Origin of the sequence: Microbacterium sp. NPDC055988, from assembly GCF_042269505.1 — a bacterium.
Classification (GTDB): Bacteria; Actinomycetota; Actinomycetes; order Actinomycetales; family Microbacteriaceae; genus Microbacterium.
On sequence record NZ_JBHJXY010000001.1, the window covers coordinates 2,499,683 to 2,513,353 of the forward strand.

The 13,671-nt window shown below is 69.0% G+C and carries 12 protein-coding genes; 9 read left to right on the top strand and 3 right to left on the bottom strand.

Annotation, left to right across the window (positions count from 1 at the left end; all coding sequences use genetic code 11):
- Positions 1 to 19: 19 nt before the first annotated feature.
- The gene (locus ACFC14_RS11955) at positions 20 to 1,222 is read right to left on the bottom strand and encodes an aminotransferase class I/II-fold pyridoxal phosphate-dependent enzyme (RefSeq protein ID WP_376104605.1); all 1,203 of its coding nucleotides are present in this window, start codon (positions 1,220 to 1,222) and stop codon (positions 20 to 22) included.
- Positions 1,223 to 1,318: 96 nt separating this feature from the next.
- On the opposite strand from ACFC14_RS11955, the gene ACFC14_RS11960 reads away from it, so the two are divergent.
- From ACFC14_RS11960 to ACFC14_RS11970, 3 genes are read left to right on the top strand one after another with little or no spacing between them, the layout of a single operon-like run.
- Entirely contained in the window at positions 1,319 to 2,908 is a 1,590-nt protein-coding gene (locus tag ACFC14_RS11960; protein WP_376104608.1) for a trypsin-like peptidase domain-containing protein, read from the top strand.
- Between the two features lie 47 nt (positions 2,909 to 2,955).
- Positions 2,956 to 4,209, top strand: a complete 1,254-nt coding sequence (locus ACFC14_RS11965) for a CDP-glycerol glycerophosphotransferase family protein (protein ID WP_376104611.1) — start codon at positions 2,956 to 2,958, stop codon at positions 4,207 to 4,209.
- A complete protein-coding gene (locus ACFC14_RS11970) occupies positions 4,206 to 5,642 on the top strand; it encodes a CDP-glycerol glycerophosphotransferase family protein (protein ID WP_376104614.1) in 1,437 nt (478 codons plus the stop codon). Before ACFC14_RS11965 ends, ACFC14_RS11970 begins: the two co-directional genes overlap by 4 nt.
- 27 nt (positions 5,643 to 5,669) lie before the next feature.
- Here the strand turns inward: ACFC14_RS11970 and ACFC14_RS11975 are convergent, their stop codons facing one another.
- Positions 5,670 to 6,695: a glycosyltransferase family 2 protein gene (locus ACFC14_RS11975; RefSeq protein ID WP_376107185.1), complete on the bottom strand. Its 1,026-nt coding sequence runs from the start codon at positions 6,693 to 6,695 to the stop codon at positions 5,670 to 5,672.
- A 170-nt stretch (positions 6,696 to 6,865) separates the two neighbouring features.
- On the opposite strand from ACFC14_RS11975, the gene ACFC14_RS11980 reads away from it, so the two are divergent.
- From ACFC14_RS11980 to ACFC14_RS12005, 6 genes are all read left to right on the top strand, one after another.
- Positions 6,866 to 8,149 carry a CDP-glycerol glycerophosphotransferase family protein gene (locus ACFC14_RS11980; protein WP_376104617.1) on the top strand — a complete coding sequence of 428 codons (1,284 nt, stop codon included), beginning with the start codon at positions 6,866 to 6,868 and terminating at the stop codon, positions 8,147 to 8,149.
- Positions 8,146 to 8,922: a biotin--[acetyl-CoA-carboxylase] ligase gene (locus ACFC14_RS11985; RefSeq protein WP_376104620.1), complete on the top strand. Its 777-nt coding sequence runs from the start codon at positions 8,146 to 8,148 to the stop codon at positions 8,920 to 8,922. The genes ACFC14_RS11980 and ACFC14_RS11985 overlap by 4 nt, the downstream gene beginning before the upstream one ends.
- Positions 8,923 to 9,008: 86 nt before the next feature.
- Positions 9,009 to 9,527, top strand: a complete 519-nt coding sequence (locus ACFC14_RS11990; protein WP_376107188.1) for a PH domain-containing protein — start codon at positions 9,009 to 9,011, stop codon at positions 9,525 to 9,527.
- A gap of 104 nt (positions 9,528 to 9,631) precedes the next feature.
- Positions 9,632 to 10,756, top strand: coding sequence for a 5-(carboxyamino)imidazole ribonucleotide synthase (locus ACFC14_RS11995; RefSeq protein WP_376104623.1), 1,125 nt, complete (start codon positions 9,632 to 9,634; stop codon positions 10,754 to 10,756).
- 144 nt (positions 10,757 to 10,900) lie between these two features.
- Entirely contained in the window at positions 10,901 to 11,368 is a 468-nt protein-coding gene (purE, locus tag ACFC14_RS12000) for a 5-(carboxyamino)imidazole ribonucleotide mutase (protein WP_376107190.1), read from the top strand.
- Positions 11,365 to 12,819 (top strand): LCP family protein, encoded by a 1,455-nt coding sequence (locus ACFC14_RS12005; protein WP_376104626.1) that lies wholly within the window; start codon positions 11,365 to 11,367, stop codon positions 12,817 to 12,819. Before purE ends, ACFC14_RS12005 begins: the two co-directional genes overlap by 4 nt.
- 202 nt (positions 12,820 to 13,021) lie before the next feature.
- On the opposite strand, the gene ACFC14_RS12010 is transcribed toward ACFC14_RS12005, so the two are convergent.
- Positions 13,022 to 13,609, bottom strand: a complete 588-nt coding sequence (locus tag ACFC14_RS12010) for a hypothetical protein (protein ID WP_376104628.1) — start codon at positions 13,607 to 13,609, stop codon at positions 13,022 to 13,024.
- Between the last annotated feature and the right edge of the window lie 62 nt (positions 13,610 to 13,671).

Here is a 13,671-nt window from a genome sequence, read left to right on the forward strand (position 1 = left end):
GGCGGTGCGAGCCGAACCGTCAGGCGGAGAACCGCGCCAGGCGTGATGCCGCCTCCTCGAGAACATCGACGCGCTTGCACGCGGCGAAGCGCACCAGCCCGGCGTACTCGTGCCGGCGGGCCTCGGAGACGAACGCGCTCAGGGGGATCGCCACGACGCCGGCGCGCTCCGGCAGGGTGCGACAGAATGCCGCGGCATCCGTGCCTGCGAGCGCCGTCGCATCCGCGACCGTGAAGTAGCCACCCTGCGGGGCGAACACCGTGAATCCGGCCGTGCGCAGTCCGTCGCCGAGGATCTCGTGCTTGTGCGCGAGCGTCTCCGCGGCATCCGTGAAGTACGAATCGGGCAGCCGCAGGCCGACGGCGACAGCGGGTTGGAAGGCGGAACCGTTCACGTACGTGAGGTACTGCTTCACGGTGAGGACAGCCGTGATGAGGGCGGCTGGTCCGTGCACCCAGCCGATCTTCCATCCCGTCGCGGAGAAGGTCTTGCCCGCCGAGGAGATCGTGAGCGTGCGCTCGGCTGCTCCGGGGAGCGTGGCGATCGGCGTATGGGGAGCATGGAAGGCGAGGTGCTCGTATACCTCGTCGGTGACGATGACGGCATCATGTCGTGCGGCCAGCCGGACGACCTCCTCGAGCACGTCGCGTCCGAAGACCGCGCCGGTCGGATTGTGCGGATCGTTGACCAGGATGATGCGGGTGCGGTCGGTCACGCTCGCGGCGAGCTGATCGAGGTCGGGCTGGAAGTCGGGAGCGCGAAGGGGGACCGTACGCAGCCGGGCGCCGGCCAGTGCCACCGCCGCGGCGTACGAGTCGTAGTACGGCTCGAAGACGACCACCTCGTCGTCGGGGCCGTCGATCAGCGCGAGCAGTGTCGCCGTCAGAGCCTCGGTGGCGCCGGCCGTCACGATCACTTCGCTGGCCGGGTCCACCTCCAGGCTGTAGAAGCGCCGCTGGTGCTCGCTGATGGCGTCGAGCAGGTCCGGGATGCCGCGTCCAGGCGGATACTGATTGGCGCCGTGCGCGATCGCGCTGCGGGCGGCCTCGAGCACCTCCGACGGTCCGTCCTCGTCGGGGAAGCCCTGTCCGAGATTGATCGCCCCGGTACGGGCTGCTGCTGCGGACATCTCTGCGAAGATGGTGGGCGCGACGGTTCCGTCTGCGGCGAGCAGGCCTGCACCGGCCGCCGTGCGCCGCCATGCGCCGGGAATGACACTCATGAAGAACAGGCTAAGGCCATAGCGGAAACTCATCCTCGACATAAGGAACACACAGACACAGGCGTCATTCTGAAGTGGTCGTTGAAGGAGCACACCATGAACGAGAACGAACCCCAGGACCACTCGGCACCCGCGTCGAACGACGCCGTGCCGTCCACCGAGGCTGCAGAGGTCGCCGCTCAGCCGGCGACGGCTGCCGCCGCTGACACGACCGAGTCGGCATCCGCCGGGCCCGTCGCGCCCGCCGCGCCGACGTCCGGTGCGCCGGTGCAGGGCCATGAGGTGCCGTCGACGTTCACGTCGCACGTGCCACCCGCTCCGCAGGTCGGGCCGGTGCCGCATGCGTTCACCGCGCCGGTCGCGCCGGCCGTCGGCACCGCTTCGGGCGCCGCTTTCGGCATCCCGTCGGCGGCGCCGCACGCACAGCCGACCCAGCCGCTCGGTTCTGAGCCGCTCGCGGGTGCCGGCGTCAAGGCCAAGGAGCAGAAGACACGAGGCGGCACGAAGTTCGCGGCCCTCATCGTCGCGGCCGCGCTCGTCGGCGGCGTCGCCGGATTCGGCGGCGGTGCGCTGCTGAACGGACTCCAGGACACCCCGTCATCCGGTACGGCGACCGGGCCGCAGACCGTGACGGTCAACAACCCCGGCTCGGTCAACGAGACCACCGCGGTCGCGACCTCCGCCCTGCCGTCCGTCGTCACGATCGAGGTCGCCGGCTCGCAGGAGGCCGGCAGCGGCTCCGGCGTGATCATCAGCGAAGACGGCTACGTGCTCACCAACACGCACGTGGTGACGCTCGGCGGCGCCGCGGCCGATCCCACCATCCGCGTGACGGCGTCCGACGGAAAGATCTACGAGGCCACGATCGTCGGCACCGATCCGATCTACGATCTCGCCGTGATCAAGCTGAAGGACGCGGAAGGGCTCACGCCCATCGACTTCGCCGACTCGTCGAAGCTCAACGTCGGTGACACGACGGTCGCGCTCGGTGCTCCGCTGGGCCTGGCGAACTCGGTGACCACCGGCATCGTGAGCGCGCTCAACCGGAGCATCCAGATCGCCTCCTCCGCTTTGCCCGATTCGTCCACCGAAGACGCTCCGCAGGAGCAGTCTCCCGAGGAGGGTCAGGGCCAGGGGCCGTTCCAGTTCGACATCCCCGGCAGCGGCCAGCAGCAGACCTCGGAATCGATCTCCATCGCCGTCATCCAGACGGATGCCGCGATCAACCACGGCAACTCGGGCGGCGCGCTCGTGAACAGCAAGGGCGAGCTGATCGGCATCAACGTGGCGATCGCGAGCTCGGGCAACTCCGAGGAGTCCGGATCGATCGGAATCGGCTTCGCCATTCCCTCGAACATCGCCAAGCGCGTCTCCGAGGAGATCATCGCCGACGGCGCGGCCACGCACGGTCTGCTCAACGCCTCCGTCCAGGACGCATCGAGCATCGAGGGCGCGACCGTCGCCGGTGCCTACATCGCCAAGGCCAACGAGGGCGGGGCTGCTGCCGCCGCAGGTATCGAGAAGGGCGACATCGTCACCTCCTTCAACGGAGTGCCGATCACCAGCGCCACCGACCTCACCGCGCAGGTACGGGCGGCGGCGGCCGGCAGCGAGGCCAAGGTCACGTATGTCCGCAACGGCAAGGACTACGACGTCGAGGTGACGCTCGGCGAACTGGCCGGCTGACCCCGAGCGTCACAGAGAAGGACGCCACCCCGCGATAGGCTCGCGGGGTGGCGTCCTTCTCTTTCGGCACCGGCAACGCGGCCAAACTGCTCCGGATCCCGCTGTATGCCGTCGGACGCATCGGTACGCTCCTCGTCCCGCGAGGGCGACGCTGGGTGTTCGGCTGCGGTGCGGGGATCGGCGACGGGGCGCTCGCGTTGCGACAGCATGCCGCGGCCGCAGGACATGACACGCTCTGGCTCACTTCCTCCGCACGGGAGGACCGAGAGGCCGCCGCCCGCGGCATCCGATTCGTGCGCAAGAGCGGTCTGCGCGGCTGGTGGGCGACCGCCAGAGCCGGCGCCCTGGTGGTCACTCACGGCCTGGGCGACGTCAACCGCTACGCGAACGGCGGCGCGTTCGTCGTCCAGCTCTGGCATGGCATCCCGCTCAAGCGGATCGGACTGGACTCGCCCGCGACGACCGAGGTGCCGAACGTCCCCGGTGCACCGCTGCTGCGTCATGCGATCGCGGTGCTCTACCGCTCCGCCGCGCAGCGGATCCGCGTGCTGCCCGCCGCCTCCCATCGCGCGCGGGGAAGGCTGGAGTCTGCGTTCGGTCTCGGCGACGACCGGGTCGTGGTGACCGGTGAGCCTCGCGTCGATGTCCTCTCCGCAGGTTCGCCGGGGGAGCGTCGCGGCGCTGCGTCCGAGCTTCTCCGGGAAGCTGTCGGTGACCTCCCCGCGTCGGCACGCACGATCCTGTACGCCCCGACCTGGCGGGACGGGGCTCCCGACCCCGCGGTTCCGACTGCGACGGAGTGGATCAAGATCATCCGCCTCCTCGAAGCACAGGATGCGGTCCTCCTGGTGCGCTCGCACCCGCTGGGGGAAGGCGGCTACGCGCCTCCGCTGCCGAGCAGGCGGGTTCGCGCGCTGGGCTCGTCCGTCATCACCGACGTCACACCGGTGCTCGCGGCGGTGGACGTGCTCATCACCGACTACTCCTCCCTCGCATACGACGTCGGGCTCCTGTCGATGCCGGTGCTCTTCCTGGCACCGGATGCGCAGCAGTACGCGCGCACGCGAGGCTTCTACGGCCGGTACGAGGAGGTCGCGGGCCCCGATGCGGCAGCTGATTGGGCCGGGTTGCTCGTGCAGCTGGAGCATCTGCTCTCCGACCGCCGCGTGTACGACGCGGCGTCCGAGCGGTCCGCTACGCTCAGCGCGGGGATGCACGCGTATCGGGACGGACGCAACACCGAACGTGTCTACGACGTGATCCGCGCACGGGGGATTCCCGCGCCGAAGGGAGCAGCATGACAACGGCCCGAATCGACGACGCGGCAGAGGCGCTGGTCGTCGCAGGGACCGGAGCGCGACCGGCGGATGCTGCGCTGGTCGGACCGCGCGCACGGGTCGAGGGCCGCATCAGCGGCGGTGGCAAGACGTGGAAGGCCACCTTCCCGCTGCAGGCGTCGCGCTGGGGTGGTCCGTCGCTTCCGCTGCCGACCGGAACGTACGAGCTGCGGATCCCGGATGCGGACCTGCAGGAGGTGAGGATCGATCCTGTCGTCCTGACCGGTGTGCGCATCGCCGTCGACGGCGGCACGGTCCGCATCGCCGCGCCGATCGAGCCGGTGTACGAGACGGCGGAGGGCAGGTCGACGCTCGAGGAGCGCTACGTCGCTCAGAGCGGTGGCACCGAGAACGCGGTCTTCTTCGAGAGCTTCTACGGCCGCACCGTCGGCTGCAATCCTCGCGCGATCGACCGTGAGCTGGCGGCTCGTGCTCCGCAGGTGCGTCGCTATTGGAGCGTCGTCGATCTCTCGGTCGAGGTTCCGGAAGGCGCGATCGCCGTCGTCGAGGGGAGTCCCCAGTGGTGGCACGCGCGAGGAGCATCGCGTCTGCTCGTCGTGAACGACTGGCTACGGCGTCGGTTCGCCCGCAAGCCGGGGCAGAAGGTGCTGCAGACGTGGCACGGCACCCCGTTGAAGAGGCTCGCGCTGCACCGTCCCGGTTTCGATCCGCGACGCATGGCGGCCGTGGTGAAGGAATCCCGCCGATGGGACGTGCTGCTGGCGCAGAACACGTACTCCGAGCGCATCCTGCGGAAGGCCTACGCGTTCTTCGGGCGGCCGATCTGGGTGGAGGGCTACCCGCGGAATGACACGCTGATCACCGGAGACGCGGCCGCGATCCGTCGTTCTCTGGGCATCGGGGCCGAGGAGCGGGTGCTCCTGTACGCCCCGACGTGGCGAGACGACCGCGCGGAGATGGTCGACTTCGTCGACCCCGAGCTCCTGGCGCGGCAGGCCAACGCCGTGGTGCTCGTGCGCGGTCACTCCCGCACGCTGGAGCAGGGTCGCGACCGCGACGGCGCGCGTGTCATCGATGTGACGGGGTATCCGGAGACCGCGCGGCTGCTGCTCGCCGCCGACGCGCTGATCACGGACTACTCCTCCGTCATGTTCGATTTCAGCGTCACGGGCAAGCCGATGTACTTCCTGGTGCCCGACCTCGACCATTACCGCGGCCAGTTGCGCGGCTTCTACTTCGATCTCGCCGAACGCGCCCCGGGGCCCCTGGTGCGCACTCAGGAGGAGCTCACCGCCGCCCTCGACGACCGAGGCCACGAGGCCGCATACGCCGAGCGCTACGCCGCATGGCGCCGGCAGTTCAACTCCCGAGAAGACGGCCATGCTGCTCAGCGCGTGGTCGACCGCATCCTCGATCTCGGCTTCGTCACGCTCTGACGTCGCTGCCCGCGCCGCCGGTTCGGTTCAGGGGAGCGGGGTGTTGCGAGTGCCGAGGCGAGACGCGTCGACGGTGTCGCGAGCCCCTCGGAGGACACCGCCGATGAAGCCGATGCCCCAGGAGAGGTGCATCGTCGGCAGGACGAGCATGGTCCACAACCGTTGGCGCACGCCGCCGCCTCCCGGTGCCAGAGCGACTCCCAGCACCAGGAGCACATACAGCGCGAGGGGCCCGTACACGATGATCGAGACGATCAGCGAGACTGCGCCGCCGAGCACTCCGGTGAGCTGGAGGATCCCCACCACGAGGGCGAGCAGGACCAGGACCACGAGCGCAGGCGGTGCGAAGTAGCGGATGCCGTTGCGGCGACCGAACCGCCGGACGAGCTCACCGCGCCAGGCGCCGGTCGCGCGGAACTGACGCGCGAGCCGAATCCAGCTCTCGCGGGGCCAGTAGGTGACGGCGAGTTCGGGGTCGAACCAGACGCGGTGCCCCGCCTGGCGGATGCGCAGGTTGAGCTCCCAGTCCTCACCTCGCCGGATCGACTCGTCGAAATGTCCGACCTCGTCCAGCACTGCGCGGCGCATCACGCCCAGATAGGCGGACTCGGCCTCACCCTCCTGGGAGCTTCCGTGGTAGGCGCCACCGCCGAGGCCGACCGGGGAGTTGTACAGGCGAGCGACGGCCTTCTGGAACGGCGTGCGCCCCTCGGCATGCATGACGCCGCCGACGTTGGCCGAATCGGTGCGCTCGAGCGTTCGCAGCGCCCGGGCGGCGTAGCCGGGGGAGAGCTCCGAATGCGCGTCGACCCGCACGATCGTCGAATAGCGGCTCGCGCGGATCGCCGCATTGAGCCCGACGGGGATGTGCGCTGCAGGGTTGTCGACCAGTCGGATGCGCTCGTCGTTCTCCGCCAGCCGCCGAGCGAGCTCCGTCGTCCCGTCGTTGGACGGCCCCAATGCGAGGACGAGCTCGGTGGGGACATCGACGTCCTGGGCGAGGACGGATTCGACCGCGTGTTCGAGGTACGCGCGCTCGTTGAGCACCGGCATCACGAAGGACACCCCGGATAGGGGAGCGGCGGTTTCGTCGGCTGGCACATGACGATCATGTCACGGTGGCTCTCGGTGATCCTGAGCAGGACGCGGACTATCGGCCTTCCGGCGCCGGATCCGTCGTCGAGGCGCCGGATGATGCCGCCTCGACGAACTATTCTGGAGGGATGGGTGCACTGTCTGATGCGAAGAAGGCGTACCGACTGCTGAAGCGGGCGCTCGCATCCCGCACGGCCGTGCAGCGCGTGCGTCGACGGCTCTCCGAACGCGAACCGCTCCCGACCGACCACTTCCAGGTGGCGGTCTACTTCGCCGACGGTGCCGTGAACATGTACCAGATGCGCCAGTGGTACCGCCCGCTCGCCGAGCTCTCGAAGCGGTGGCCCGTCGTCGTGCTCTCGCGACAGGCGACCGGCACCGAGCGGCTGCTGGACGAGGATTCCCCTCCGGTCGCGTTCGTGCCGAAGGTCCGAGACCTCGAACGGTTCATCGCGACGCAGGACATCCGCGTGGTGCTGTACGTGAACCAGAACACCCGCAACTTCCAGATGTTCCGCTACGGCCGGCGGTGGCACGTGTTCATCAACCACGGCGAGTCCGACAAGATGTATATGACCACGAATCAGTACAAGGCGTACGACTATGCCTTCGTCGCCGGACAAGCTGCCCGCGATCGGCTGTCGCGCACGCTGTGGGATTACGACGTGGATCGCCGCACGATCGAGATCGGCCGGCCGCAGGCGGATCACTACTCCGGAACGCTCCCTTTCGTGCCGGACGAGCGGACCGTCGTGCTCTATGCCCCCACGTGGGAAGGGGATCGGCCGAGTGCCCACTACGGCTCGATCGCCACCCACGGCGAGACGCTGGTCGCGCGACTGCTGGCGACCGGTGCGCATCGGGTGATCTACCGCCCGCATCCCCGCAGCGGGGTGGTGGACGAGGCTTATGGCGCCGCCCACAGGCGGATCATCGCGGCGATCAACGCCGCGAACGCGGCGGACCCGACCGCCCAGCACGTCTACGATCATGCGCCGGAGCTCGGCTGGCAGCTGACGGCCGCCGACGTCGCCGTCGTGGACATCTCCGCGATGGTCTACGACCGTCTCGCGGCGGGGAAGCCGCTCATGATCACGCGTCCGACAGACGAACGTGCCGCCATCGACATGCAGGGCTACCTGGCGGATTGCGAATGGCTGACGGCCGAGGGCGCGAACGACATCGTCGCCGAGGTCGAACGTGTGCGAGCGGATGAGGCGGCCATCGCTCGTCTGCGGATGTGGGTGCAGCACTACTTCGGCGACACCACGCAGGGCGTGGCCACCGAGAAGTTCCACGCGGCGGTCGACGGACTCATGCAGGAGTGGGAGCGGTGGCAGGCCCACGAGGTGGGCGCGATCCGCGAGGACGAGGACGACGACGACGAGGAAGTCGACGACGAGGAGGCATGACGGTGGAATTTCCGCTGGCTCAGACCACGGTCCCCCGCCTGGAGGCGCTGGCACGCACCGGGTCGACGAACGCTGATCTTCGTGCGCACGTGGAGGATGCTGTCGGCTGGCCGCATCTGTCGACGATCGTGACGCGCGACCAGACCGCAGGTCGCGGCCGCCTCGACCGCAGCTGGGTCGCCCCGGAGGGCAGCGCCTTGGCCGTCTCCGTGCTTCTGCGCACGCTGCCGGTCGATCCGGCAGTCCGAGGGTGGGTTCCGCTCGCCGCAGGAGTGGCGATGTCCGAAGCGGTCGCGGCGCAGCTGCCGGAACACGACGTCACGGTGAAATGGCCGAACGACGTGCTGGTCGACGGCCGCAAGATCTGCGGCATCCTCGCCGAGGCGACCGCGGATGCCGTGATCGTCGGCGCCGGCGTGAACACGGCGATGACGACCGAGCAGCTTCCGGTGCCGACGGCCACCTCGTTCGCGGTGCTCGACGTCGACGTCGACGAGGACCGCCTCCTGGCCGACTATCTCTCCGCGCTGGATCGTCTGCTCTCGAGGCTCGTCTCGACGAGTGACGCGGGCAGCAGCGGGCTGCACGCGGCGGTGACCGACCGATGCGCGACGATCGGACAGTCGGTCCGCGTGTCTCTGCCGGCTGGTCGGATACTGGAGGGCGTGGCCACAGCGCTCGATCCGGAGGGGCGCCTTCTGGTGTCCGTCGACGGTGAACAGCAGACGATTTCGGCGGGCGACGTCGTGCACGTCCGCCCCGCGGGATACTGACACGCCGTCGCCCAGACGACGATGTCGCAGATCACAGGCACAATGGTGGGGTGACCCAGCCTGTGACGCTCGGCGGGCGGCCCCTGATGCCGCCGCCCGGTACACCCTCGGAGGAGTTGCTGATCGCGCGCTTCCGGGGTCACGCGCGTCGGCTGTTCTGGTCGGCTCTCGTCCTCATCGCTACTTTCGGTGCGACCGCGTACTTCTATGGCAACCTGCCCGCCGGCCTCGAGGATTGGATGCTGCTCGCAGCGGCAGGCCTCGTGGTGCTCGTCGCGGTCGTCATCCCGTTCGTGGTCTGGTATTCGCGGAGTACCACGGTCACGACCAGGCGCGTCATCGCACACCACGGCATCGGCGCTCGCGGGCGTCGGGAGATGTCGCACGCGCGCGGGTACACGATCGCGGTTCGCCGTGGTCCGCTGCAGCGGCTGTGGGGTTCGGGGAACATCACTCTCTCGAACGGTGTCGATGCACCACTACGTCTCGCGAACGTCCCGAACGTGACGCTCGTGCACGAGACGCTCGCCGACCAGATCGAGGTCGGGCAGATCCTGGCGCATCGCGACGCACAGGCCGGCGGAGACGAATCGTCCCCCTCGTGAGTCCGCGGCGAGCAGCACGGCGGAGCCTCGTCCGCTGACGCGGAGAGTGTCGAACCAGTCCGTCCCGGTGCGCGAGAATGGGGGCAGACGAATGGAGACGGCACATGGCGTTGCGTGTTGGTGTGATCGGCGGAGGACAGCTGGCTCGGATGATGATCGCGCCCGCGGTGGAGCTCGGTCTCGACCTGCGAGTGCTCGCAGAAGACGAAGGCATGTCCGCCGCGCTCGCGGCGACCGCGATCGGTGACTACCGCGATCTCGACACGGTGCGTGCTTTCGTGGCGGATGTCGACGTCGTGACTTTCGACCACGAGCACGTGCCGCAAGAGATCCTGCGTGCGCTCGTCGCCGACGGCGTGGTGGTGCATCCAGGACCCGATGCCCTGCAGTTCGCCCAGGACAAGCTCGTCATGCGCGCGCGTCTCACCGAACTCGGCGTACCGCAGCCGGACTGGGCAGCGGTACGGAGCACCGCCGAGCTGCAGGACTTCCTCGATGCCCACGCCGGTGCGGGCGTCGTGAAGACACCCCGCGGCGGGTACGACGGGAAGGGCGTGCGGGTCGTCCGTGCGGCCTCCGAGGCTCAGGACTGGCTGGATGCGCTGGCCGGAGACGATGCGCTCCTCGTCGAAGAGCTCGTCCCCTTCGTGCGAGAACTCGCGCAGCAGGTGGCGCGCCGTCCGAGCGGGCAGATCGTCGCGTACCCCGTGGTGGAGACGGTGCAGCGCGACGGAGTGTGCGCCGAAGTCATCGCCCCTGCCCCCGCCGCCGCCGACCGCCTCGTCGAGGTCGCGGAGGAGATCGGTCGCACGATCGCGGAGGGGCTCGGCGTCACGGGCATGCTCGCCGTGGAGCTGTTCGAGACCGACGACGAGCGGATCCTCGTCAACGAGCTCGCGATGCGCCCCCACAACAGTGGGCACTGGAGTCAGGACGGCGCCGTCACCGGACAGTTCGAGCAGCATCTGCGGGCGGTCGCCGATCTTCCGCTGGGAAGCACCGCGCCCCGCTCTGCCTGGTCCGTCATGGTGAACATCCTGGGCGGTCCCGAGGGGGGCACGCTCGATGAGCGCTTCGGTGCGGCGATGGCCGAGCACCCGCAGGCGAAGATCCACACCTACGGCAAGGCTCCGCGACCCGGCCGGAAGGTCGGTCATGTGAACGTCGTCGACGATGACCTCGACGATGCCGTGTACGTGGCGCGGGCGGCTGCCGCGCACTTCGACTGAACAGTGCCCGCTGTCGGCGCCATCACACCGGAGACATGCGCGCGAAGAGGCGCGGCGTTCGGGGTTTCTCCCAGCGGCAGACCGTAGCCTGATCTGGTGACCGAGCCACTGCACTCCTCCGCCGCTCCTCTCGTCGGCGTCGTCATGGGATCCGACTCCGATTGGCGCGTGATGAGCGACGCGTCCGGGGCGCTGACGGATTTCGGGATCCCGCACGAGGTCGAGGTCGTCTCGGCGCATCGCACCCCCGACAAGCTCATGTCTTACGCTCGTGACGCGCGGTCTCGGGGAGTCCGCGTCATCATCGCGGGCGCCGGTGGAGCTGCCCACCTTCCGGGCATGCTCGCCTCGATGACTCCGCTTCCCGTCGTGGGCGTCCCGGTGCCGCTCGCCTACCTCGACGGCATGGACTCGCTGCTCTCGATCGTGCAGATGCCTGCCGGGATCCCGGTCGCCACGGTGTCCATCGGCGGCGCACGCAACGCGGGGCTCCTCGCCGCGCGGATCCTCGGGACGGCAGACCCCGAACTCGCCGATCGGGTCGAGGCGTACGCACGCGAACTCGAGGCCCAGGTCGAGCAGAAGAACGAACGGCTGAAGGGATCGCTGTGACCCTTGCGCCTCCGCGCGCATCAGGGCGCCCGTTGATCGAGACCCGGCCGCTGCGGCACCCGGATGTCTCCGATCAAGGCACCATGGCGAAGCGCGGCTGGTGGCTCGTCGCGATGAATGTCCTGCTGCCGGGCTCGGCTCAAGTGCTCGCCGGCAATCGTCGGCTCGGTCGCTTCGGTCTCGGCGCGACCCTCCTCGCCTGGTTCTTGGCGATCGTCGCTGCCGGCCTCGCGCTGTTCGCACGCCCTGTCCTGCTGTGGATCACGATCGGCGGCGGTTTCTTCTCGGCGGCGGTCCTGACGATCGTGCAGGTGCTGCTCGTCGGATACGTCGTGCTCTGGATCGTGTTGACGTTCGACGCGCTCCGCCTCGTGCGACTCGTGAAGGTTCCGGGGTTGTCGCGCCTCGCCATTCCCGTCGTCGCGCTCGTGCTGCTCGGTCTCGTCGGGGGCGGAGCTGCGTATGCGGCAACGGCAGTGGGCTCGGTCCGGAGCACGATCGGCTCGATCTTCGGGCAGAGCGGCCCGAGTGTGGAGCCGAGCGACGGCTACTACAACATCCTCCTGCTCGGCGCCGACAGCGGTGACGGACGCGACTCGATGCGGTTCGACAGCATCTCGGTCGTGTCGGTCAATGCCGACACCGGCGCCGTGACCATCACCGGCATCCCGCGCGAGCTCCCGAACGCCCCGTTCAGCGAGGGCAGCCCGATGCAGGAGCTGTATCCGAACGGCTTCGAAGGGCACAGTTCATCGTCCTGCGGCTGGAACGGGTGGATGAATCACGTGCGGAACGCGGCCGAGGTCTGCCGCGAAGACGGGGGAGCCGGGCTCTATCCCGACGCCGTCGCCCACGGCTCGGAGCCGGGTGTCGAGGCGACCAAGGACGCGGCGGAAGGTGTCCTCGGCATCGAGATCCCGTACTACGTTTTCGTGGACATGCACGGTTTCGCAGAACTCGTCGATGCTCTGGGTGGTGTCGAGATCGACGTGACCGAGCGCTTGCCCAAGGGTGGACCACCCGAGGGCTGGTCGGGCACCGACGTGAACGAGTGGGCCATCGGCTGGATCGAGCCGGGGAAGCAGCGGATGGACGGCGACACCGCCCAGTGGTACGCCCGATCGCGCTACACGACCAGCGACTGGGATCGCATGAAGCGTCAGCGCGAGCTCCAGGAGGCGATCCTCGCGCAGTTCACCCCGCAGACCGTGCTCACCCGGTTCAACGAGGTTGCAGCGGCGGGCACGGCACTGATCAGCACCGATCTGCCCTCGGACAAGCTGCCGGAGTTCTTCGATCTGATGCTGAAGGCGAAGGAGCAGCCGGTGACGTCGATCGAGCTCACGCCCGACTTCGGTGTGGACGAGCATCAGCCGGACTACGGCTTCATCCACGACCTGATCACACAGTCACTGCATCCGCCGACTCAGACGCCGACACCCACTCCCTGAGAGCGAGTCCGCGTCGACCGGATGGTCCCGGACGGTGGTGCGACGTTCCTCGCGGGCGCGTCAATGCCCACGGCCGTCCCCTCCCAGAAGGGGGCGTGCCGTGGGCTTCCGGTGGGTGCCACCGGATGCACCAGACGACGGTGATCGGAGGGGGAGGGATCACCGTCGTCCAGTCGACCACCGCGCGAGGCGGCAGCCGGACCTAGGCGCGCTTGCGGCGAGAGGCTCCGACCGCGACGAGAGCACCACCGGCGACGAGCGCTGCAGCGCCGCCTCCGAGGACCCACGGCGAGACGCTTCCGCCGGTGAGGGCGAGTTCGAATCCGTCGCCCGTGAGCGGCATCTCGGCGCCCGCCGGTGCGACCGCAGGATCGTGGTCGCACGTCGAAGCTGCATCGTGACCGTGCGCGACGGTGATCGTCGCGGTGTACGACCGCGAGCCGCCGAACGAGACGGCGTAGGAGCCCTCTCCGTCAGACGGCGGGCGGAAGGTGAGCGTCAGGCTGCCGTCGGTTGCAGCGGTGTTGCCCGAGACAGCAGAGTTGCCCGCGTTGAGGCCGGAGACGGAGACATTCACGTTCTCGGACGGCAGGAAGTAGCCCGGGCCGAACACGATGGTCGAGACTTCGCAGATGTCGATGACCGGGTCGCCGACCTTGACCCCGGGAGGTGTCGTGTACGAGTCGGAGGACGCGGTTGGAACAGACGATGGCGCAGCGGTTGCGACGGCGGGCGCCACGAGTACGAGCGCGCCGGCAGTGAGGCTGATGGCAGCCAGTTTTTTCAGCATGATTTCTCCCCAGAATTTCACGCGGAATCGCCTTCGGACACACCCCTGCGTCCGACTGCGTG

Coding starts and splice junctions, on each gene's coding strand:
- ACFC14_RS11955 (WP_376104605.1), bottom strand. CDS start 1,222: ATGAGTGTCATTCCCGGCGCATGGCGGCGCACGGCGGCCGGTGCAGGC.
- ACFC14_RS11960 (WP_376104608.1), top strand. CDS start 1,319: ATGAACGAGAACGAACCCCAGGACCACTCGGCACCCGCGTCGAACGAC.
- ACFC14_RS11970 (WP_376104614.1), top strand. CDS start 4,206: ATGACAACGGCCCGAATCGACGACGCGGCAGAGGCGCTGGTCGTCGCA.
- ACFC14_RS11975 (WP_376107185.1), bottom strand. CDS start 6,695: ATGCCGGTGCTCAACGAGCGCGCGTACCTCGAACACGCGGTCGAATCC.
- ACFC14_RS11980 (WP_376104617.1), top strand. CDS start 6,866: ATGGGTGCACTGTCTGATGCGAAGAAGGCGTACCGACTGCTGAAGCGG.
- ACFC14_RS11985 (WP_376104620.1), top strand. CDS start 8,146: ATGACGGTGGAATTTCCGCTGGCTCAGACCACGGTCCCCCGCCTGGAG.
- ACFC14_RS11990 (WP_376107188.1), top strand. CDS start 9,009: ATGCCGCCGCCCGGTACACCCTCGGAGGAGTTGCTGATCGCGCGCTTC.
- ACFC14_RS11995 (WP_376104623.1), top strand. CDS start 9,632: ATGGCGTTGCGTGTTGGTGTGATCGGCGGAGGACAGCTGGCTCGGATG.
- purE (WP_376107190.1), top strand. CDS start 10,901: ATGGGATCCGACTCCGATTGGCGCGTGATGAGCGACGCGTCCGGGGCG.
- ACFC14_RS12010 (WP_376104628.1), bottom strand. CDS start 13,609: ATGCTGAAAAAACTGGCTGCCATCAGCCTCACTGCCGGCGCGCTCGTA.